Origin of the sequence: Paenibacillus tengchongensis (genome assembly GCF_008973665.1) — a bacterium.
GTDB classification, from domain to species: Bacteria; Bacillota; Bacilli; order Paenibacillales; family Paenibacillaceae; genus Paenibacillus_AQ; species Paenibacillus_AQ tengchongensis.
The window spans coordinates 60,723-83,113 of the sequence record NZ_WACP01000001.1 but is presented as its reverse complement, the minus strand read 5'-3'; the positions used below and the strand labels follow the sequence as shown (position 1 = coordinate 83,113).

The following is a 22,391-nucleotide window of genomic DNA, read 5'->3' as shown; positions in this document are numbered from 1 at the left end:
ACTCCGAAAATTAAAAATGGGGGAATTCCAATGAACAAAAAAGGTTTTGTTTCATTACTGATGGCTTCGGTCATGACAGCCGGTATGCTGGCCGGATGCTCCGGCGGCAACAACAATAAAGAGGCGGCCAATTCGAACACGCCTGCTGCAAACAACAACCAGACAGCTGAGGGAGGCTTCGCCGATTACTCCCAGGGCTTCAAAGAGAAGGTAAAGATTGATATTCCGGTCTATGAGCGTGCGTTCGAGGGCTGGAATGTAACCGACAACTATTACACCCGCTGGGTGCAGTCCGAATTCGGGGACAAGTACAATATCGAAGTCAACTATGTGCCGATTACCCGCAGCAGTGAAGTAACGGATTACGAGCAGCTGCTGGCGTCGCATAAGGCCCCGGATATTATTTTCCACTACGACATGCCACAAGCGCTTACTTATTACGGCGAGGATGTTATGCAGCCGCTTAACTATGCAGAAATAGAAAATTATGCTCCAACCTACTGGGCAAATATGGGTGAAACCATCCAGCAGTACGGTACGGTGGACGATCAGAACATCTTCTTCTTTGCTGCACGTCCGGAAGCGGACAATTTCGTCAACATCATCCGTAAGGACTGGGTAGAGAAGGTCGGCATGAAGATGGAAGACCTGACTTCCCTGGAGAAGTACAATGAAATGCTGCTGAAATGGAAGGAAGCCGGACTCGGTGTAACCGGCGGCAACCTGATCAAAGACAGCTTCAACTATACCTATGCTTTCCGTGATTGGCCGGTGGATCCGGAGTACCGTGCTCTTTACTCCGATCTGAGTGTAGCTGATTTCACCACTGCAGATTCTGAGCGCTTCCTGCGCAACCTGAACTATCAGTACAACAACGGCATCGTGGATAAAGAATTCTATCTGCGCAGCGACGACAACAAGATCAAAGCAGAGTTTGTCGCCGGCAAAACAGGTAACTACGGTTTCTATCTGACCAACAATACCGATGTCTTCGCAGCAACACTGGCTAATAACCCGGATGCCGAATTCGCGGTAATGCCTCCATACGCACTGGTTCCGGAAGGCAATAAGCCTCAAGGACGCGCCTACTGGCCGTTTGGCTTCATCATGGGCATCAACTATGAGACTTCTGCCGAAGAACGCGCTGCTGTCTGGATGTATCTGGAATGGCTGAGCCAGCCGGAGAACCTGTTCAAATTCCAGAATGGTGTGGAGGGCGAGAACTACACGCTTGACGCAGAAGGTATCGCTGTAAAGAACCCTGATTACAAAGGCGAATCTGTCCTGGCCCTGAATAACAACAAAGACTACTGGGCACTCGTAACGGAAATTGCGCAATATCCGGATGCCGACAAGACGCTTAAAGCCAATCTGCGTAACTGGTCCCCGGCCGGCTATGAATACCTGGCTGAAGATATGGTGAAGTACTACAATGAAACTGCCGAATTCCGCACACCGGACGCCATGTTCACTACCGTGCTGGAAAAGGTTAACGAGTACAAAGCCGATCTGAACTCCCTGTTCCAGGACCTGTATGTCAAGACCGTACTCGCTCCGGAAGATGAATTCGATGCAACCTATCAGGAAGCCAAGCAGACCTTCCTGGATGCAGGCTATCAGGAAATTCTTGACGAGAAGCAAGCGGCAATCGACGCAGGCCAGTTCCGTTAATCCGAAAACGCTGCATATAACTGAACCACTGGATAGATAAACGTATCCCCGGCGAGCCGATCCACCGAAAGTGGAGGGCTGCCGGGGTTTTGTGTTGTTTGGGAGAGGAGTATTTTACAATTTAATCCTTGTAAAAATATTCTATAAAATGGTATATTCATAATATAATTGTTTCCTACATTTTATGGGGGTTTTTAAGTGTCTAATCAGGTTTTATTGGATGTCGTTCAAGCACTCCATACGATTATTTTGGAGCTGGACATTCAGCTGGAATGGATAATTAAGCATAAACGCTCCTTATCCATGCGCATGGAGGGCACCTCCATGGTACATCTGCAGCTCGATAGCGAACAAGGAGTACAATGCACAGTCCGCACCCCCTGCTCTGAAGAAATGATCTACTCCAGCCTGACTTCGCCTCTGGACTGCGTGGCCATCATCAGTCAAATTGTGTATGCGTTACCGGACACAGACCTGTCGCAGAAAGAACGCTATATCAACCAATTAAATAGGGTAAGAATTGCAGGACCCGAAGAATTAGAGCAGCGAGGCAGAAGGGATTACCAAAGTGAAAAGTCCCTGCTTTGTGAATTAGCCTCAGATGAGAATATTGCGCATATTTGCGCTATACATACCGAATTCAGTGAAGTATATGAAGACAATATCTACATCTCCGCATCAGGCACTGTAACAGAAGATGCTAAATGTACTGTTTTCCTGGGACAGTATATTTATACGGATCATGAGTCCGGAGCCAAGATGTTCTACAACCGCAAAGCTTTTGTAAACGATTTGGACTGGAAAGCAGATTCAGTTAAGGATTACTTTTATATGGGGAAGCTGAAAGCCTCACAGCTGGCCTCTGCTGCGCCGGCTTCAGGCAAGTATCAGCCGGATTATATTGCAGTAGATTCTTCATTAATGGGAATGATTGTGCACGAGGCTGTTGGACATGCTCTTGAAGCTGACCATGTTCTCGGTAACTCGTCATTTCTGAAAGACCGTGATTTCCATTTTGGTGAACACATTAATATCGCTGCAGATCCCACATGGCCAAACGCGGCTTACCGCCGGTTTGATGATGAGGGAGTAGCAGGCGGGAAGATGCTCCTCATAGAGCACGGCAAAGTAATTGATTACTTGCACAGCAAGCAGACAGCAGCCCTGATGGACGCCAGGCCTAATGGCCACCTGTTCTGTGAAGCGTACTACAAGCCACCTATGGTTAGGATGAGCAGCGTTTATTTTCTGCCCGATAACCATACGGAATCTGAGCCATGCGGCAGTATTCAGGAAATAACAGCCATACTCCGGAAGGGAGGATATTTAGAGCATGGCCAGGTGGTAGCCTATCTGACGGATTGGAGCGGAGGAACCGCAAGCTGGGCCAGCCTGGAGTTTGACATCACAGTTCCAATGATGTACCTGATAAGTGACAATAGCCCCCCTGTCGCCCATACGAATCTCTCGTTTACCGGGAACGCTGCCGCTTTGCTGAACTCGCATCTGCATTCCTATGGACTGCTCATTGTAGATACATTTGGATATTGCTCCAAACGAAGAAATCTGCTCATAACTTCCGATGGAGGACCCGAACTGAACCTTTTCAAGCGGGAGCAAGGCATCCAACTGATAGGGATTCAATCCCAATGAAGAAAGTGGGGGCAAGGATGCAGAATCATACATCGAATCTTGTTACAAGGCTGAATGCTTTAAGTTACATTAAGGCCTGGAGTGGTTATATCCTGCGGACTGAAGAATTAAGGAGCGCCATTCACTCCGGAAATTATAGATTTGGGGTTCCGGCCCAAGGAACGCATCATACAATTCTGCTGGAGTTTCATACGCACGAGGGATTTGGCGGGAAAATTCAAGGGAACGCGAATGACCCCGAAACCCTTGAGGAACTGGTGGAAGCATGCGTCAGTTTGCAGAATCCTTTTAAGTGTTCATCCTTATTACCCCATACCAGGAACTTTGGCGACACGCTGGCTGACCCTGAAATCATTCACCATATCTCGCATAAAAGATTCGACGTACTAAATGCCTTATTAAGCGAATTAAAGCTCTGGCAATCACAAATGCATACGGAATTATCCGCTGAGTTCCAAGTCCGCTGTGTACATCAAGAGCATCTTTACATCAATAGCCGTGGCGGGGAATTGTCTTACAACGAGACCTATGCACAAGCTTATCTGGCCTTCCACGACAACAGAGGGATGAATCAGCGGGAAGTCCAAACCCGTTTTCTGGAAGATTTATTAGATGATGTGACACGGAACAGGGTCATTCCTTCATACCCGCGGGAGCCATTGCCTGAGCGGGCTTTGCTCACATCCATGCGGGTAATCCTCTCTCCCCAAGCCTTCATGTACCTGATCAAGCTTGTTTTTCTGGAAAATCTCGATGGCTATAGAATTGCTGCAGAAAGTTCCTTCCTCCACAAAGATTACCTTGGCACAAAGGTGATAGGTAATCACGATATTATCGATGATGCTCAGCAGGCCAAGGGAGCCGGATCAAAGTTCTTTGACAAAGAAGGCACCCTGTGCGGAAGAACGGTATTTTTTGAACAAGGCCGGTTTATAACTCCAATGCTCTCCAAAGAACTGGAGGATCAATATGCTGGTTATGGTCTCACTCCCACCGGACATTATATGGGCGACGGGCAGGTATATATTAATAATTTTGAGTTCAAGCCCTCTCCTGATCAAGTCAGTTCGAGCTTGGATGCCTCAGTGCCTTATCTATATATAGAATCATTACGCGGATACTCGGCAGATGCGCAAGCAGGGGATTTTATGCTGGAATCAGACTTCATCACTTTAAACCGCAGAGGCGCACCTCCATTAAGCTTGCAAGGAACCGTTTCCGGCAATCTGTTTGCCCTCTTGAGAGATAACGAAGCCATTTTTTATGACCGGCAGCTTTGTGAAAATTTTCTTTTGCCATCCGTGGAATCCGGCTGTATTCAAATCCATTTTAGGGAGTGTTGAAGATGTATGCCTTAATCTATAAGAAGAACGACAATGAATTTGTAATCATGGATGCTTACTACAAAGGAAGATGGGAGTGTGATTTACCTTCCTTGCAGATTTACCTGCAGTACCTTTCCTTACAGCACAAGCATCTGGATTTATTAAGCGACGAGGAAGCTGAGCTAAGGTTCAAACTGCAATGCAAGCACCAGGGATATGACGAGGAATTGACTGAAAGTATCTTTCGCTTCATTGTAGAAGAGAATTTGCCTTCACTCTCCAACTATGATCCGCTACATCTGGCAAGCCGCCTGGATGCCTGTTCCGAGGGGATTATTACACCTCCTACCCCGATTATAGAAGTAACCCCTTTCTGCAACTATGGCTGCACCTGGTGTTACATACCGCCGAGGGATATTGACCGGGAGCTTTTTTACACACAAGAGCATCTGGACACCCATGTAATAACGCCGCTTCTGGAAAAATACGGTTTACTGGAATGGTGTCTGACGGGTGGAGAACCATCGGTTTCACCGGATAACACTGCACAGATTGCACAGCTGATCACCCGCCGGACAAACGAGATCCTGGGAAAAGACCCTGTCAGCATTTATCTCCTGACCAACGGGTTTCATTTGAAAGAAAATATAGCTGCCTATAAAGAAGCGGGAATCAATTGTTATCAGGTTTCGTTATCCTCACCTGTCAGGGAGCATGAGATCGCCTTGCGGATTCCGCCGCGCCATATTGATTCCCATAAGGAAGCTGTAGAGGGCTTAAAGGCAGTGGTCGAAGCCGGGCTTAGAGCAGAAATCAATATGATTATTCAGCCTAACGGAGCGCATGCTGCCAACAACCTGGAGGATATTCCGCAGATGTTCGAGCTGGCCAAATCGATCGGCATCACGATGCTGCGGGTGATCCCTGCAGTGCCATGCGGCCAGGCTATGGAGAACAATATCTGGATGTCCAAGGAAGAATACAACCGCGTTAAGCTGATGGTTAGAGAAGGGCGGGCTACGGTTCCGGAAATCATTGTGGACTGTCCCATCGATCAGGAGATTGAAGCGGACCGGGAAATCTTTTGCCGTGCAGGAACCCTATGGCTGTACATTAATTTCAAAGGTGAAATTTATGCCTGCAACAATCTTCAGAATGCGGACAGCCTGTGCTGGCCCAGAACGATTAAAGAAGACAGCGTCGATGTCATTTGGGAACAGTCCGAGCTGCTGAATTATATGAGAGATTACGAACGCGGGACGCTGTCTGCTCATTGCATCGGCTGTGATTCACGGGTGGAGTGCGTCGGAGAATGCCGGGCGCTTGCCTGGGCGCGTTATAAGCAATACGATCTCGTGGATAAGCCGGGTGTATGTTTCAAAGACTACAGTCTTGCTGAAATACGCGGCTATTAGTAAGGCGTCCGCTTGAAAGGAGGTGATCAGAATGAAAACAATCAAAGCACAATCGACGAAATCATTGGAGTTCTCCTGCATGCGTCTGGCCGGCAAAACCATCGTTAACCCGAAATCCTAATGACTAGCAGAGCAAGGCTGGTTGGATGATATTCCGGCTGGCCTTTCTCTATGAAATGGAGTGAATGGAATGAGTATTCAAGCTGAGATTGGTCAGCTGTTATCCTCCATCAAGGCGGACTTTGGAATTAAGATTACCGAAGGGCGCGGGCAAGCGGTTGAAAGGTTCGCTATAAATGAAGATCGCCGTTTTCATATGGCCAGCGTGATTAAAATGCTGATTTTAATTGAAGTGCTTTTGCAGGCCGATGAAGGGAATATAAGTTTAGAAGAACAAATTGATCTGGAACGTCAGGATCATGTATCCGCACCTGGGACCTATTTTGGCATGAGGCATCTCGGGGCGCCGGCCACTGTCTTGGAGCTCCTCTCCTTTATGATTGCCTTAAATGACAGCCTCATTGCCGATTATTTTATAACCCGGCTTTCAAAGGATGCGCTGAACCGGCGTTTTGCCGGGCTGGGGCTGAAGAACACTCAAATTGATTTATCGATTCTTGAGCTTAACATGCGATCATACGGGATAGCCCCTTCGATACATATAGATTCCTGGCAGGACTTTTACTCCTTCTCATTGAATAACCAGGAATATTTCGCAAGACCGGAGGTGCTTCTAAGAGCGGAATGCTTTAACTTCGCGGAACACAACTACTCCACAGCGGGCGATCTGGAGAGCCTGATCCGAAGGTTCATCACCGGGAAGCTCGCAAGTCCGGAGCTTACAGCCTTGGGAATCCACATTCTTAAGGGGCAAACCTCCAAGAACCGGATGCCTTTCAGGCTGCCCCCTGAGGCGGAGGCCGAAACCGGACATCAGATTGGAACGATCATTGCCGACACTGGGTATACAGTGATCAATGATTGCGGTTTTATCGATGGTGATACTCTTCCGGTGTTCGTTTTTCTAACGGACTCTATTCAGGATGATTTCATTAAAATCAATGAGGCGGTCGGCCGCATTACCCGGTTGGTATGGGAGAGCTCAAAATGAAGCCTACATTTAAGGCATTCTCGGCGGGGAGCCGTTATGCATGGTTCCTGATCCTTTATTTTTGGATATACGGCTTTGTTGGTTCGGTTAACCGCTTCGTACAATCCTATTATCAGGAGGATATATCCCGCCAGCTTTCGACGGGGAGAAGCTTTCTGGGGACGACCTGGTCTCTCAGTATTATCATTGGAGCGGTGTGCTCGCCTATAGGCGGCTATCTTATCGATAAATATAGCTACAAAAAAGTGATGATGGCAAGCTCCTTACTGGGAGCTGCATCCGTAGGCACACTTCTGCTTTTTCAGAATACAGCAGGGTATTTTATAGGCTTCGGAGTATTGTCCGGACTGATTGGAATAGCGGCCTCTGCCAATTATATCTTTGTAGCCGACTGGTTTTCCAGTCATAGAGCCAAGGTTCTGGTCATTCTCAACAGCTCTAATTCATTGGGACTTGCGATTCTGAGCCCCATCTTTATCCTTAATGAAAGCCGGCTCGGCTGGATTCAGCTCTACTGGGTGACCTTTGCTTCCGGGCTGCTTTTTTGTGTGTTTACCTTCTTGGTGGTCCGCCGAAATCCTGCGAATAGGCTTGAAACGGAGCTGCACAGTGAGCGGCCGCGTGAGAAATTAAAGGTCCGTTCAGCGATGAGCTTTGTGCGGAATTTGCAGGATAGACGAATTATGGTGGTGATGATTGCGCTGTTTACCTGCGGGTTCAGTATGGGGACAGTCGAAATGCATCTCATGGCCATTTATCAGGTAGCGGGAGCGAATCAGATGATTTTCTCTTCTTCCTTGTCGCTGTTGGGGGTCCTTGAGCTTTCGGGAGGCATTGTCTTTTCTTTTCTGCTAGACCGGATGAGACGGGAATTGGCCTTAGGCTGTCTTTATATCGTTAGAGTTACGGCTTTTGTTATCTTATTCTTGAATTTTCCCGTCAGTCCCCTCTTCTTCTCTTTGATATTCGGTGCCAGTTATTTGGGCGCTTTACCGGGCGGGATCCTGTTAGCCAATGAAACGCTTGAGAAGAAAGGAATCCCTGCGGGCATGCTGACCGGTTTCTTAATATGTATTCATCAGGCAGGCGGGGCTATTTCGGGGATCGCAGGCGGGGCTAACTATGACCTGTTCCACAATTACCAGCTATTGATCGGTGCCAATATCCTGCTGAGCCTGCTGTCTTCCATCGGTTACCTCACCGTATACCGGAAATCCAATGTAAAGGTAGGGGCGGCTGCATGAAAGAGAGGCCTATCGAATTAAAGATAAAGCTGAAATAGAAAACCTGATCGCAGAGCTGGAAAACTATATACAGTCTCCTTGAAAATGCCTACTGCATCAGCAGCGGATAAAAAGTTCCTGAGGCTGTACCTATTTCCGGCGTCCAAGCACTTCTGGGCACCTACCCACATACAATAAAAGGACCATGAACCCGTAGTTCTCCTTACTGACCGGTTTCATTGTACATGTGCGGGAGGTGTCGCCAAATTGCCGGGAATCATTAGCACCATTGCGTTGTTGATCAAAGAGCTTACGCTGCTCGTATCGTATGTCAGAAACAATGCGTTTCCCCAGCCCCTGTCCGAACAAGATGAAAGCAAATACTTAGAGCTGATGGCCGAGGGGGACGCCAAAGCCCGTAATTTGCTGATTGAGCATAATCTCCGCTTAGTCGCGCACATAGTCAAGAAATTCGACAACACCGGCGAAGACATGGAGGACCTCATCTCCATAGGCACCATCGGCCTGATCAAGGCGATTGAAAGCTACCGTCCGAACAAAGGCACCAAGCTGGCCACCTTCGCCGCCCGATGTATTGAGAACGAAATTCTGATGCATTTGCGCAGCCTGAAAAAGACCCGTAAAGACGTATCGCTCCACGATCCGATCGGGACAGACAAGGAAGGTAATGAAATTACCCTGATCGATATCCTTGGCTCCGAGACGGATGATGTCATAAAGGAAGTCGATCTGAAGATCGAGAAGAGCAAGATCTACCGCAACCTGGACATCCTGGATGACCGGGAAAAAGAGGTCGTCATCGGCCGCTTCGGCCTGGATACCGGCGGGGAGGAGCGGACGCAGCGGGAGATTGCGAAGGAGTTGGGGATCTCGCGGAGTTATGTGTCAAGGATAGAGAAAAGGGCGCTCATGAAGCTGTATCATGAGTTTTATAAGGCGAAGCGGTAAGGTAGGACATTTGCTTGCAGGAATGAGACATTAACTCAGAAACTCTCGAACTGCGGGAGATTGCTATATGTAAAGAGAAACTGCCTCCGTCTGCTTATGACGGAGGCAGTCTTTTTTATCAGCTGTTTAATAATTCATTCTACATCTTCCAGATCCGATAAAGAATCATTGCTGCTTCAGCGCGGGTCAATGAATCGGCTGGTGCAATTTTATCGTTCTTGCCATTGACGATTCCGCTTCCTATAAGGAAAGCTGCACTGTCCATGGCGTAAGTGGAAAGGCTTTCTGCATCGGAATAAGAAGTCAGATTTCCGCTTCCGGCAGATGGCTTACCGGCTGCTTTCAGGGCTTTTGCTGTAAGGACCATCATATCTTGACGGGTAATGCTGCTGCCCGGTTTGAAGGTATTGTCCTCAAATCCTGATGTAATTCCGAGCTCCCGTGCAATAGCTACAGCTTGCGCATAGTAAGCCGTAGGCTGTACATCACTGAAGGTAGCCGCATTCGTGCTGGAACCTTTCAATTCAAGCGCTCTGACAAGCAAGGTAATAAAGTCTGCTCTCGTGATAGAATCCGCAGGTGCGAAGCTATCCTCAGAGATTCCCGTGATTACGCCGCGTGCAGCCATTGCTTCTACAGCTTGTTTCGCCCACTGTATATTTTGCATGTCAGTAAAGGAAGGGATTACGTAGGCTACAGCATAGGTGCTGAAATGAGTTGTTTTGAATACAACCGAACCGCTCTTCGCATCATAGCGTCCGCTTGGCACAGCTGTTGCCTGCCCTTGGCTGTCAATGGTTAGGATCACGATTTGATCTGCATTGGCAAGCTCCTGTGCCGCAGCTGTATACGGAATGGATACTGTTACAGGGGCCGCAGGGTTATTCCAAGCAATAACTTTGTCGCCAGCTTTTACACTAAGTTCGATAATTGGACGGCTGCCCACTTTTCCGCGAACTCCTGTATTCAAGCTATCCCCCGGGATTTTGTTCATCTGAATGGATACTTGATCTGCTTGCCCTGTCATATTAGACAGCATGTTCGACGGAATAATAAGTTCAGCATTATCCGTCTTAAGTATAAACTCAATATTGCTGTTGCTTTGCAGGTATGAAGCAGGCAATTGTACTACATAGGATTGCGCATTTGCTTGCTTCGGTATCTCGATTGCAACCTGTTTCTTGCCATTCGCACCTGGAGAAGCCTGGTCAATTGCTTTATTTAGGCTAGCACTTGAAACTGTTGCGGTGGCTGTTCCGTTCCCGACTTTTACAGCAGGCAGAATGGACACCACACCGTTGTTATTGTGGACCGTACCGGCGGATGGAGTACCGGTTCCACCGCTGTCTCCGTCATTGTTATTGCCTGGAGAAGGTTTGCCAGTCAAAGTTAATTCTCCGAATACGGAAGGGTCTTGGTATCCTTGACCGGATGCATCGTTCCATGCGTTTGCACTGATCCGGCTGCCGTCTTTAGCATCATTGATTTGCGCGTCGAAACCAATTTTGGCGTTGTTCGCAGGTTTAGCTTTTTTGAAAGGGATTTTCATTTCAACCGTGTAGTTGGTACCGGAAACAGAGACTTTTGATTCGAAGCCTGCAGCAATTTCCTCAGGATTAAAGGAAGCTGTGTTCTCGAAATTCACTCTATATTGCCCATCATCGTCTTGGAAAGAAGAGGTTTTCCCATTGTTTTCATCGACGAACACTTCGACGGAATCCTGCTCCCAGGCATTCGGGTTGGATTTATCGAGCTTATCGTCTTTGACTTGCACCAACACATACAGATTGCTGTCATCCCAGAGTGCTTTGGCGGTTCCAGTAGCACCTGACCAGGCAATTTGCTTCGTCTCCAGTTTCATTTCAGGAGCGTTGCTCCATACGCTATCTACGGAGCCGTCGATTGCAGGTGTTCCATAATAAGCGCTGGATTGCTTGTATTCAAGCTCTTTCGGCGGGTTTTCCGCTATGAACTTTTCAGGGTCAGTGACCGCGTAGAACGCCTCTTTTGCTTGAAAATCCTTGTCGAACAAGGTTGGATTCTGCTCGGCTCTCCAGCTGGTGCTGTCATTTAATCCCCAGAAGGTGACACGCGCAATATGCTCGCTGTTCTTCTTGTAGAGATCCATCAATTGGGCAAATAGATATGCCTGCTGCTTCGCTTCTTTTGTTGTGATTGTAGAGTTGGTGCCTGCCATGATGTCCAATTCTGTAACACTGATTTCTACACCCAAAGAAATAAAACGCTCGAGCGACGATTTTACATTTTCCAGTCTAGTACCTAAGTTGTAGTGGGACTGCATGCCGATTCCGTCGATGAGCTTTTTACCCGGATGAGCTACGGCGTACTTCTCATTGATTTCTTTCACCATGCTGTAGATGGCTGTAGATTTATTCGGGTTGTCATCGTTGTAATCGTTATAGTAAAGCTTGATATCCCAGCCGTTACTGTCAATGACTTCCTTTGCCGCAAGGAATGCTTCCTCAATGAAGTCAGGGCCAATGGCCTGTAACCAGCCGGAATTGCGGAGAGCATTTTTCCAGTCTGTCGGGTTAGCCGGGTTGTCGTTCATGGCTTCGTTGACAACGTCCCAGGAAATGACTTGGTCACCGAAGTGCTCTACTACGGTTTTGACATGTGTTCTCAGATTATCCAGAGCTTCTTCGCGACTCAATGGTTTACCATCAGCAGCGGTATGAAGCCATGAAGGTGACTGTGCATGCCAGACGAGTACGTGACCGACTAGGTCCAGGTTTGCGTCCTGTACCCTTTTAACCAGAGCATCTTCTGCGGTGAAATCAAATTGTCTGTTGGTATCATAAGCATAATCCGGCTTCATATCATTCTCAAACGTAACGACATTGTGGTGCTTCGTCAGAAGCTTGAGTCTGGTCTCGTCAAAGGTAGCCGGGTTAACAATGTTACCGATCAGGAATTCATCCTTATAAAGGTCTTTGAGGTTAGGGAGATTTTCTTGAATTGGAGGTGCCGCAGCTACTGGCCCCAAATATTTCAGAACAAAGTCATCAAAGTAGAAGGTACGATTGCCGCCGTCGTCGTTTGCTGTCTCAATATAAGCATTGAGTACCGTTGGAGTAGTGGTGAGTGTATATTTGCCTTTGAGCTCTACCCATTCTGAATCGGTAACGGTTGCATTTTGTGAAACGTTTGCAAAACCGCTGTCAGCATACTGAACACTAATGCGAAGCGTTGTAGGCGCTTCACCAGGCGCCATTTTCACCCAAGCTGACAGCTCATATTCGTGATTCTTTGCCATTTTTCCGGCAGCATTAACTAGGGCTGCATCATATTGTGCAGTAGTAGTAACAATCAAGCCTTGTTTTCCGTTAGGCGTATGGTTAGCATCTTGGGAAAGCTTCACAGTTTCTTTGCCACTCCGTGGACCGAAGCCATCTAAGCCATTCTCAAAGTCTGCAGAGATGCCAGTCTTATCTACAACCTCCGGTGAGGTTTGGCCAGGGGTCACATCGGTGATGATGACTTCATCAATGTATATGTCCGAGGTCAAAGTATTGCCCGATGGTTCAACAAAGATAATGACTTCCTTGGTTTGAGATGGAATTTCATAGCCTTTCGTTTCAAATAACGTCCAATCTGAAGCGTTTACTTTATTGTCTCCGATGACCCAAGGATACTTATTGTTTGCTAAATCGGAATCAATCTTGGAGCCAAGATGGAAATTGCCTTCACCTGAACCGAGTCTAACCTTAAGGGAAATGTCGTACTTACGGTCGGATTTCATCTTGTCAGTCAGTACGAGAGCAGGAACTGCTTTTTCATCGGCCCGATTGGAAAACTTTAATGATTTCGTGCCATGGGAGGCTAGTTCGTCAACGACCGCAGTGTTACCGTTGGATCCCCAACCCAGCTTACTCCAACCTCCGGTGTTTCCGTCCTCAAAACTTTGATTAAGGACTTCAGTAGCCTGGACAGGTGCTTCTGCCTGGGTGACAGTGACTTCTCCAATGTAGAAGGGAACCTTGTTGCCTGCATCATCAGACTTGATTCGCAGCGCTGTGTGCTCAACACTGGTAACGGAAAGAGGGGCGGATAGTGTGATGCCTTGCCCCGCTTTGAAATCAGAGGAACCGATTCCGGTGTAACTCTCTTTTTTGTCAGGGTCAGTTGAACCTTTATTGCTTACAACTTCCAGGACGGCTTTGCCGGCTGCTGGCGGGTTAGCATTATCATCAACATATACGGAAACGGTTACAGTATACTCCTGACTAACTTTCAAGCCCATATCTCCGAAGGCGATATCTACGCCATCCCATTGATTGGAGCGGGTATTTACATATAAAGCTGCTCCATCGCTATTTCCATCAAACGTCTTGCCATTTACAATCGTCAGTTTTGGACTACCGGATTGCGTTATATCTGTGTCGTCATTTACCGATTGTACATCTTTAAATGTTTCTTGATATACAGTTTTCGAGTTAGCTGCCGCCAGATCTGCTGCGTTGACTGCCGGGGCCATCAAGCCGATCGGAAGAAGCAAGGCCGTTGCGAGTAACCCGGAAACAACCTGCTTAAACGATTTCCTCATTAATACATCTCCTTCAGCGAGTTTTGTTATAAAGCGCTTACAAATTTGTTAGACACTCACCTCCTTCTAGCCCGGATTATAGCATTGGACTTTAGGAACTTAATACTCTCAAATTAAAGGAGAATCCTCGTTTTTTTTAGTAATAAACTAAAGAAGCAGCGGGAGATTGCCAAGGAGCTGTGGATCAGCCGAAGTTATGTGTCCCGGATTGAAAAGAGGGCGCACATGAATTCTACGAATAAGTCGTTATCTGTGTGGATAAGGTTCACCGCGCTATCTGTAACGGCAAGAAAGGCCATCCTTTTCGGGATGGCCTTTATTTTAGTTTGTATTTTCCAGTAATCTGGAAACGATTGTTGCAAACTCTGCTCTAGTAATATCTTTTTCAGGCTTAAATGTATTGTCTGCGTAGCCTGTAATAATATTAGTGGATGCGAGTGCATCAATGGAATCATAATACCATGCATTTTTTTTAACATCTGTGAATGATGCAGTTCCAGTACCTGTTAGCTTGAAGGCTCTAGTAATTAGTGCCGCTAATTCACTACGGCTGATCTTTTCCTCCGGACGGAAGCTTCCATCACTATATCCGTTCATCAAGCCTAATCCAGCAGCTGCACCAATAAACTTATTCGCCCAATGAGTTGAAGATACATCTGTAAATTTACTTTCTTGTCCTTCAACTCCCATGTGAGTTGCAATTACCTTAATGGCTTCGGCACGAGTCAAACCTGAATTAGGACGAAATGTTCCATCGGAATAACCCGTTAGTAACCCCTTAGCAATAAGTACGTCAATGCTTGCTTTCGCCCAATGATTCATTGTATCTGCAAAACTATCAACTTCCGGATTATTTGCAGGTGTTGTTGGTTCTGCAGGTGTCGGCGTTGTTGCTGGAGGAGTCGTTGTACCTTCTCCAGTGTTTGGATTTGTTGGTCCATTATCTACTATTGGATCAGGATTAGTAGAGCTTGAAACATATTGAAGTGCTGGAGCGAAGGCTGTAAGTAATCTAGCTTGACTTTGTTGCTCAAGAGCATAACCCATACCTAAAATTTCTGCATCGTCCCATGCTCTGCCAACAAGCTGCATAGAGATAGAATATCCGCTGTCGTTCGTTCCTACAGGAACAACTACCGTAGGGAGCCCAACATTAGACGTTAATACGCCCGTCCCACGGTCAGAACTTAATTGAGAGGCTGCTGCGTCATTGTTATATACGTCACTAATAAAACCTGCATAAACAACAGCATCAACACCATTCTCGTCCATCCAACCTTTAATAACTTCCTTATAGTCGCTTCTATACTTGATGTAATCTTGTACAGCCTGTTCAGTCATACGCGTAGGTTGATTATATCCTCTTTGGTTATAGATAAGCACCTTATCTGAAGCCAATACACTTGCTCCATCAATGTAAGGGAAGTTCTTATGAAGCTCAATATAGCGCGCCCAACCTTCAGTAGAACCATTAATGCCTGAAGGACGGCTAGGAGCAGATGGAACTGCTGACATTTCAACCATTGTCGCACCCGCTGCTTGAAGCTCTGAGAACTTATCCATTACTGCTTGTCCAGTATCATCATCGGCATAATTGGAGACAAAGGATGCAGGAATATATCCGATTTTCTTTCCTTGCAATGCATAAGCATCCAGAGCTTCCTTCCAGTCCGCTGGACGCTTATGATCTGCATCTGCAGTCACTGTGAAAATATCCTGCGGGTCCGTACCCGTTGTAGCATTCAATATAATGGCCAGGTCAGTTACTGTTTTAGCAATGGGACCTGCATAATCTTGTCCCCATGTGAGTGGCAATACACCAGTAGTACTTGCCATACCGTCTGTACCACGGAAGCTTTTTAAGCTAGCTCCTGTAGTAGGTGCGTAGAGAGATACCCCTGTTTGCGATCCCATTGCTGCTGCTGCAAAATCAGCTGCAACAGATACTGCCGATCCGCCGCTTGAGCCAAAGGATGTTTTCGATGGATATAGTGCATTCCATGTTTGAAGCCAGCCGCTCTCACTAAAGCTTCCGCTGTTAGCAAACTCAGAAGTATTTACTTTACCAATAATTACAGCTCCAGCTTCCCGCAGCTTATTCACTTGAAATGCATCCGAATCAGGCTGCCAGCCTTCAAGAGCTTTGCTGCCGCCTGTAGTAGGCATATCCTTTGTATCATAGATATCCTTTATCGCAATTGGAATACCTAGCAGATCACCTTTTGCACCTTGTGCACGGGCGTCGTCAGCAGCCTTTGCCTGGTTGAGCGCAGTTTCAGATACATGCAGGAAGGCATGGAAGCCCAATTGGCCTTCATCGTATGCCTTGATTCTATCTAAATAGGCTTGAGTAATTTGCACAGAAGTAGTTTTACCACTAATCATATCCTGCTGCATTTCTGCAATGGATTTATTCGTAACATCATATGGGGATGAAGTTACTAATTCTTTAACTGCAGGAGCATTTGGAATGAGCAGGCTGTCCGAGGTATCAAGTCCTTCTATAGCAGATATATCCCAGTTACTAATTGAACGAATTTGTGCGTTAGTTAATCCGGTTACATCCAGCTGACTATTAAGCCCATTTAGCATAGTAACCAGATTGTTCAACCCTTCTTCACCACCTTCTCCAACTTGTACATAATGTACCAGGGATTTCGATTCACCCGGCTCAATATTTAATGTATTAATGAACCCATAAAAATTCGCTTCATTTCCGGACTCAGCTAATGGTGTTGTAAATGGATTCTGCTGCTGATTACCTAGTCCACTTAATCCATTATCAAATGGAGCTGGAGACCCAACTGCAACGCCCAGCGGTTTATTGTCTTTAGCACTGCTATCTACAACAATCCAGGAATCATCTGTAGTCACCTTTAGATCATCTGAGTATGTTGCCTTGACTACTGAAGCATTTGATGCTGTACCATATCCTAAAGAGCCGCCGAAAGATACATCAACCTTTACAGCCATATCATTTTTATTAGTAAAAGTATCAAAGAATCTCGTTCTATTATTTTTTGTATCAACATAAACCTCACGTGTAATTATTACATTGCCTAGATTTACAGCTTGAGTGGAGATGAACTTATTAACGCCATCATACGATAAGTTAAACCCGCGCATCATTTGGCCATTCATCAGTGAAGCTGAAGGTGATGACACTTTAACAAAGATATTACCGAAGCCTTGTACTTGTGTAGCACCAACTGTACGTAAACTTCCTGTGTCTAAGCTGGGAGCAAAAACATCGTGAATCTCCCATACGGTGCCACTTTCTGAAGTAACTCGAGTTAAAGCATCAGCTGTTTGAAACGGAATTACTCCTGAAGCTATAACAGATAACGCAATTGAAGTAGCTATAACTTGCTTTTTACTCCAGTTGTTTTTTGCTGATGAATATTCAGATCGGGTGGACTTAAAATGATTTCTTTTAGTTTTACGTAGACGTTTTAACTTGTTCATTTCAAAAATCTCCTTCTCCCTTATGTATGTTATTAATTTATGTTAGGGAATATAACATCGTTATTCTGATCAGTCAATAATTATTATAAATTTAATATATAATTTTAGGTTTTAATAAGAAAAAAGACTAATATAATGGTAATTTGTAATATATATAGTAAATATTAGATAATTATATAACACTACATGTTACGTTTTGGATGGGCTGTTGTTTAAGTTCCTTCTTTCCATCAGCACGATCAGATTATCAAAGCTATTGAAAATGAGAGAGTGATGAAAACCTGGGGATCTCGCGGAGTTATGTACTATACAGATTGAACCGGTGATTTTACTATTCCAGGTAGATGCGGGACTCCAGAGAATGTTTGGACTTCGGGCCGCTGTTGTCTGCGGATTTCTTAAATTTAAACCGCTGTGCGCGGTTGAAATCCGTAGACAAAGGCGGGCGCTCGTCTCCTGCAGTTCCAAGATTACAGGAAGATAATGAAAAACATGTGGGTGTGAGCTTTTCTCTTTTGCAGCTCGGAGTATAGATGGATTAAAAACTCAGCTAGGAAGCTGAAGATCCATTTTTATTGAGCGGATGAACTTTTTACTTTAATATTTTTATGAACATCCTCCGTACCGCTATCCAAAGCGGTCTTGTAATACAAGCATTTATGTTCGATAACTTCCATCGTTCTCTTCAATTCATCCATCTGTGCTTCTACGGAAGCTTTCCGCTCCAGGAACATGTCATATCTTTGCTGTAACGTAGAATCCCCCTCAGCGCACCACTCAATGAAATGTTTAATTTCCTTAATTGGCATCCCGGATGACTTCAGGCATTCAATGATTTTTAAAGATTCTATGTCCGATTCCTTGAACACGCGTTTTCCGCTGGAAGTTCTTTCTATAAAAGGTATAAGTCCTTCCTTGTCGTAATAACGCAGGGTATGTGGTGTCAGGTTAAAGTATTCGGCGACTTCGGTTATGGAATATGTCTTCATTTCGGGATCTCCAATCTAAAATGAATTTGGCGCTTGACTTAGAGTTAACTTTAGGTAATAACATATGATTTGTAAAGCGGTCTTACAGATTTCAATTATTACTGGAAGAGAGGTTACACTATGATAAAAGTAAATGCACGCGCTACATTCAGCCAGGAAGGTCCCTTTCAGCTGACTGCCATGAGCGCCGGGAGCTTCAGCCGCATGATGTTCTGATTGAGATTAAATACGCGGGAATCTGCCACTCTGACATCCATACAGCCCGCGGAGAGTGGGGGCCGGTGAAATATCCGCTTGTTCCCGGGCACGAGATTGCCGGCATTGTCAGTCAGGTGGGATCACATGTTACCAAATATGCTGTAGGTGACCGGGTAGGGGTAGGATGCCTGGTTGACTCTTGCGGAGAGTGCAGCAATTGCCATAAGGGTGAGGAGCAATATTGCCTTAATGGAAGTACCGGCACCTATGGAGATACCGACCGGTATGGACATTATACCCAGGGAGGGTATTCCACTCACATTGTTGTGACAGAAGATTTCGTGGTCCGGATTCCTGATGCCATTCCGCTTGATGCCGCTGCACCGCTATTATGTGCCGGAATCACAACCTATTCGCCGCTGCGTCATTGGGGAGCCGCTCCTGGAAAGAAAGTGGCCGTGGTGGGCCTTGGCGGACTTGGACATATGGCGGTAAAGATTGCGCATGCCATGGGAGCTGAAGTTACTGTGCTGTCGCAGTCACTGAAGAAGAAGGAAGACGGTCTGCAATTAGGGGCAGACCATTATTATGCCACCAGCGATCCGGAAACATTCAAGCAGCTTGCTGGTTCATTCGACCTGATTATAAATACGGTAAGTGCGCAGATTAACATCGATGCTTATCTTTCGCTTCTGGCACTGGACGGTACATTAGTCAATGTCGGTGCGCCGGCGGATCCATTGTCAATTAACGTGTTCTCGCTGATCGGCCACCGCCGCTCGTTCGCCGGATCGATGATCGGCGGCATCCGCGAAACGCAGGAGATGCTTGATTTCTGCGCTGAACACAATATTGCCTCGGAGATCGAGGTTATCTCTGCCGACCGGATTGATGACGCCTGGGAGCGTGTACTCGCTTCGGATGTCCGTTACCGCTTTGTAATCGATATCAGCACGATGGGGAATGAATAAGGAGCACAGACCAGAAGGATATATCTCAACTGGGCATCTTACGGCTGTTAACAATATTAGTGAGTTTGAAGAGCGGCTTATCTGCGGATAAGCTGCTCTTTTTGCGTTCAATTCTAAATAGGGAAAATGTAGCTATTATATGTAAATTTAAACATATAGTTCAAAAGAATGGTGGAAAAAGGAGCATTCCTATGTAAAAAAAACAAGCGTAATGCTATAATTTGGATAAAATGATCCTGTTTAATGCAATCTGGAAGAGTAAAAGTGGCGTGTTTTAGAAAGTGATTTTTTTAGAGAACGCTTTCGTCAACTTGTCTCGAAGTGATCTATGGAGTTAGAGCATACAAAGGAGGATCAAGATCAAATGGAGAATCTAAACCGTAGAGTGTTAGAAATTGTGCGGCCACCAATTGTGGGTATGCAATTTCATGCTTACCCACTCTCTGTTCTTTTGAAATACGATCATGCCATACCCTGGTTCTATAACAATTATATTCAAATTCGGGCACTAAGCAAAGATTGCGTTAATTTTAATAAACATGGACCTTCTTTCCATTTCATTGATCATCCATTAGACACCCATCCTCTATTAAATACCCGAAAAATAAGAAAAGAAGATCTTGCACAGCTGAATGTTAATATTATAGAGTACATAATTGAATGTATTGAAAATGAGTTTTATGTGTATACCCATATAGATGAATACTTTATTGCTTCTAGTTCTAGATACGAAAACCAGCATTACATACATGATATTCTTATTAATGGATATGATTTGGCTGAAGAAAAGTTATTTGTATCAGGATATACATCTGAAAAAAAATTCATGGAATATAGTATCAGGTTTCAGCAGTTTATTGAAGCGTATGAACATAATCATCAATATTATAAGAATGAGGTAATTTCGCTTAAATATAACAGTAAATCATACAAATTTGACTTAAACAGGGTTTGTGATCTATTAAGAGAATATATTTATTCTGATGATGAATCTGAGGAAATTGATATATCGAATAGTCTCTATTTTGTTAGGGGAATGAAAGTATATGATTCTGTTCTGTTTTATTTAAATGAATTAATTGAAGGGAAGACTGGGTTTGATATTAGACCTTTTCATTTGTTTTGGGAACATAAAAAATGTATGTTTAATAGATTTTCTTATATGCGCAGCAATAAATTTATAATAATACCTGAAGAAGTTTTGGAGAGTTACTCATACATTATAAAGGTATCACTCTTGATTCGTAATAAAATGCTGAAATATGATATAACTAACGATAAAAATATAATTCTAAAAGTAATTGAGCATTTTAACGAGATTATTCCGATTGAAAACAAGTGTTTAATACATGTTTTAAGTACATTGGAAGGAACCATATCAGATATTGGAGCTGCTCACGAGTATTATAAGGCGAAGCGCTGAGATCACAAAGTCTGTCTTTAGACAGGCTTTTTTCTTTGAATTCTAAATATTAGCTCTATTAGCGAAAAAATGCTGAAAGTGAGGCTTTATATTTACTTATTATATATAAAATGTTAGATTGAAAAATGTTATAAAAATCCAAAGAGAGAAATTTAATTACAAAGCTCCCGGATTTCGAAAGTGTCTGACAACCAGAGGTACAAGGAGGCAGGTGTTGGTGGTTACCAAGAAAAGAAGGCATATTCTGCTGTAATACTTTTGAACGATCCTAATTTGTAACTTCGATAAAAAATTGTTTGGTTCTAATAGTCTGGTTGTTTATTTCAGCATACATTAGTGTTTTTGAGGAGATCAGTTATGAAGAGTTTACGACTTCCGATCCATGTGAAACCACCAATATTAGTCTATCAGTACAGGGCATATCCGTTATCAGTGACTTCAAATTATGCAGAAACAGAAATCTGGTTACACAGCAACTTTATGCATTTGAAATGTGATTTGAACTTTGTGGAGAATAAAGTGGATATGAATGTCGATTTTATTGCAGGGAGTGTTTATGGAGGGATTCCTTGGCTAGAATATTTGGATTTTGATTTTAGTAATTATTTTGAATATGAACCTTATGATTTATGTAATGAAATTATATCGATTTTAGATAGCGGGTATTATATCTATACGTATGCTGATGAATATCATGTCCCTCATAGAACTTCCTATCATAAAAACAGTCTTACTCATGATGTATTAATATTTGGTTATGATTTGAGTAATAAAAGCTTTAAAATTATTGGCTTTAATGAAAAAAGAAATTATGCAGAATCTGAAATCAGTTTTGATGATTTAGTATGCGCAATAGTACAGTCTAAAAGAAATTATTCAAAACTTCTCAAGATGAGAGAAGAGTTTCAGTATTATTTTGATAAAAATAACGTTATAGATAAATTAGAAGACTACCTGTTCTCCAGAAATTGTGCTGGAAATCTTTTGAAGTATGATTTTGATAATCGAACAGAACATATGGACAATTTAGATTATTCCTTATTTAACGAAAACTGGGGCTTCGGTATGGATATATATGCACAGATAGTATTGTTCAACGAGGCATTATCAATGAATAAAACTAATTTTGACATTCGTCCATTGCATTGCTTATGGGAACATAAAAAAAGTATGTTAGAACGATTGAAGTATTTTTATCAAAACAAGCTAATTTATGACGCCGAAATAATAAATGAATACTTAGAGATAGCCAACAAGATTAATGCTGGAAGAATTTCTATCATCAAATATTCGGTTACGAAAGATTCCGGCATCCTAACCAACATCAACTCCAGTATTAAAGAAGTATGCGAGAAAGAAATTAAAATATTGTCGAACGTTACAAAACAATTGAGAAGTGTTTAGGGGGATT

The 22,391-nt window shown here is 44.4% G+C and carries 12 protein-coding genes and 2 pseudogenes; 11 read left to right on the top strand and 3 right to left on the bottom strand.

Translation table 11 applies throughout. The annotated features are described in order from the left end of the window. Positions 1–30: 30 nt before the first annotated feature. The 7 genes from F1381_RS00190 (at position 31) to sigK (ending at position 9,367) form a co-directional block, all read left to right on the top strand. The gene (locus tag F1381_RS00190) at positions 31–1,671 is read left to right on the top strand and encodes a type 2 periplasmic-binding domain-containing protein (protein ID WP_151732817.1); all 1,641 of its coding nucleotides are present in this window, start codon (positions 31–33) and stop codon (positions 1,669–1,671) included. Positions 1,672–1,869: 198 nt separating this feature from the next. Beyond that, positions 1,870–3,324 carry a metallopeptidase TldD-related protein gene (locus tag F1381_RS00185; protein ID WP_151732816.1) on the top strand — a complete coding sequence of 485 codons (1,455 nt, stop codon included), beginning with the start codon at positions 1,870–1,872 and terminating at the stop codon, positions 3,322–3,324. Further along, entirely contained in the window at positions 3,321–4,667 is a 1,347-nt protein-coding gene (locus tag F1381_RS00180; protein ID WP_151732815.1) for a metallopeptidase TldD-related protein, read from the top strand. Before F1381_RS00185 ends, F1381_RS00180 begins: the two co-directional genes overlap by 4 nt. 2 nt (positions 4,668–4,669) lie before the next feature. Continuing rightward, complete coding sequence (locus F1381_RS00175; RefSeq protein WP_151732814.1) at positions 4,670–6,064, top strand: radical SAM/SPASM domain-containing protein; 1,395 nt, start codon at positions 4,670–4,672, stop codon at positions 6,062–6,064. Between the two features lie 190 nt (positions 6,065–6,254). Further along, the gene (locus F1381_RS00170; protein WP_151732813.1) at positions 6,255–7,175 is read left to right on the top strand and encodes a serine hydrolase; all 921 of its coding nucleotides are present in this window, start codon (positions 6,255–6,257) and stop codon (positions 7,173–7,175) included. After that, the gene (locus F1381_RS00165) at positions 7,172–8,419 is read left to right on the top strand and encodes an MFS transporter (RefSeq protein WP_151732812.1); all 1,248 of its coding nucleotides are present in this window, start codon (positions 7,172–7,174) and stop codon (positions 8,417–8,419) included. The genes F1381_RS00170 and F1381_RS00165 overlap by 4 nt, the downstream gene beginning before the upstream one ends. Before the next feature lie 246 nt (positions 8,420–8,665). Beyond that, positions 8,666–9,367 (top strand): RNA polymerase sporulation sigma factor SigK, encoded by a 702-nt coding sequence (gene sigK / locus F1381_RS00160; protein WP_150273160.1) that lies wholly within the window; start codon positions 8,666–8,668, stop codon positions 9,365–9,367. Between the two features lie 139 nt (positions 9,368–9,506). Here sigK and F1381_RS00155 read toward each other — a convergent pair whose 3' ends face one another. After that, on the bottom strand, positions 9,507–13,934 hold the full coding sequence (locus tag F1381_RS00155; RefSeq protein ID WP_151732811.1) for an endo-1,4-beta-xylanase: 4,428 nt from the start codon (positions 13,932–13,934) through the stop codon (positions 9,507–9,509). 144 nt (positions 13,935–14,078) lie between these two features. Here F1381_RS00155 and F1381_RS28700 point away from each other — a divergent pair. Then, positions 14,079–14,276, top strand: a pseudogene (locus F1381_RS28700) (helix-turn-helix domain-containing protein); the annotation flags it as partial. On the opposite strand, the gene F1381_RS00145 reads toward F1381_RS28700, so the two are convergent. Next, the gene (locus tag F1381_RS00145) at positions 14,256–17,399 is read right to left on the bottom strand and encodes an amidase family protein (protein WP_151732810.1); all 3,144 of its coding nucleotides are present in this window, start codon (positions 17,397–17,399) and stop codon (positions 14,256–14,258) included. The pseudogene F1381_RS28700 and the gene F1381_RS00145 overlap by 21 nt on opposite strands. A 572-nt stretch (positions 17,400–17,971) precedes the next feature. Next, on the bottom strand, positions 17,972–18,388 hold the full coding sequence (locus tag F1381_RS00140; protein WP_151732809.1) for a MerR family transcriptional regulator: 417 nt from the start codon (positions 18,386–18,388) through the stop codon (positions 17,972–17,974). 120 nt (positions 18,389–18,508) lie between these two features. Between F1381_RS00140 and F1381_RS00135 the strand changes: the two are divergent. From F1381_RS00135 to F1381_RS00125, 3 genes and pseudogenes are all read left to right on the top strand, one after another. Further along, positions 18,509–19,557 (top strand): annotated as a pseudogene (locus F1381_RS00135) (NAD(P)-dependent alcohol dehydrogenase). Between the two features lie 364 nt (positions 19,558–19,921). Further along, entirely contained in the window at positions 19,922–20,980 is a 1,059-nt protein-coding gene (locus F1381_RS00130; RefSeq protein ID WP_151732807.1) for a hypothetical protein, read from the top strand. A gap of 357 nt (positions 20,981–21,337) precedes the next feature. Next, positions 21,338–22,384, top strand: a complete 1,047-nt coding sequence (locus F1381_RS00125; RefSeq protein WP_151732806.1) for a hypothetical protein — start codon at positions 21,338–21,340, stop codon at positions 22,382–22,384. The last annotated feature ends 7 nt before the right edge of the window (positions 22,385–22,391 follow it).

Excerpts from the sequence above, each read along its gene's own strand:
- F1381_RS00190 (WP_151732817.1), top strand. The coding sequence starts at position 31 with ATGAACAAAAAAGGTTTTGTTTCATTACTGATGGCTTCGGTCATGACA.
- F1381_RS00180 (WP_151732815.1), top strand. The coding sequence starts at position 3,321 with ATGAAGAAAGTGGGGGCAAGGATGCAGAATCATACATCGAATCTTGTT.
- F1381_RS00175 (WP_151732814.1), top strand. The coding sequence starts at position 4,670 with ATGTATGCCTTAATCTATAAGAAGAACGACAATGAATTTGTAATCATG.
- F1381_RS00170 (WP_151732813.1), top strand. The coding sequence starts at position 6,255 with ATGAGTATTCAAGCTGAGATTGGTCAGCTGTTATCCTCCATCAAGGCG.
- F1381_RS00165 (WP_151732812.1), top strand. The coding sequence starts at position 7,172 with ATGAAGCCTACATTTAAGGCATTCTCGGCGGGGAGCCGTTATGCATGG.
- F1381_RS00155 (WP_151732811.1), bottom strand. The coding sequence starts at position 13,934 with ATGAGGAAATCGTTTAAGCAGGTTGTTTCCGGGTTACTCGCAACGGCC.
- F1381_RS00145 (WP_151732810.1), bottom strand. The coding sequence starts at position 17,399 with ATGAACAAGTTAAAACGTCTACGTAAAACTAAAAGAAATCATTTTAAG.
- F1381_RS00140 (WP_151732809.1), bottom strand. The coding sequence starts at position 18,388 with ATGAAGACATATTCCATAACCGAAGTCGCCGAATACTTTAACCTGACA.
- F1381_RS00130 (WP_151732807.1), top strand. The coding sequence starts at position 19,922 with ATGGAGAATCTAAACCGTAGAGTGTTAGAAATTGTGCGGCCACCAATT.
- F1381_RS00125 (WP_151732806.1), top strand. The coding sequence starts at position 21,338 with ATGAAGAGTTTACGACTTCCGATCCATGTGAAACCACCAATATTAGTC.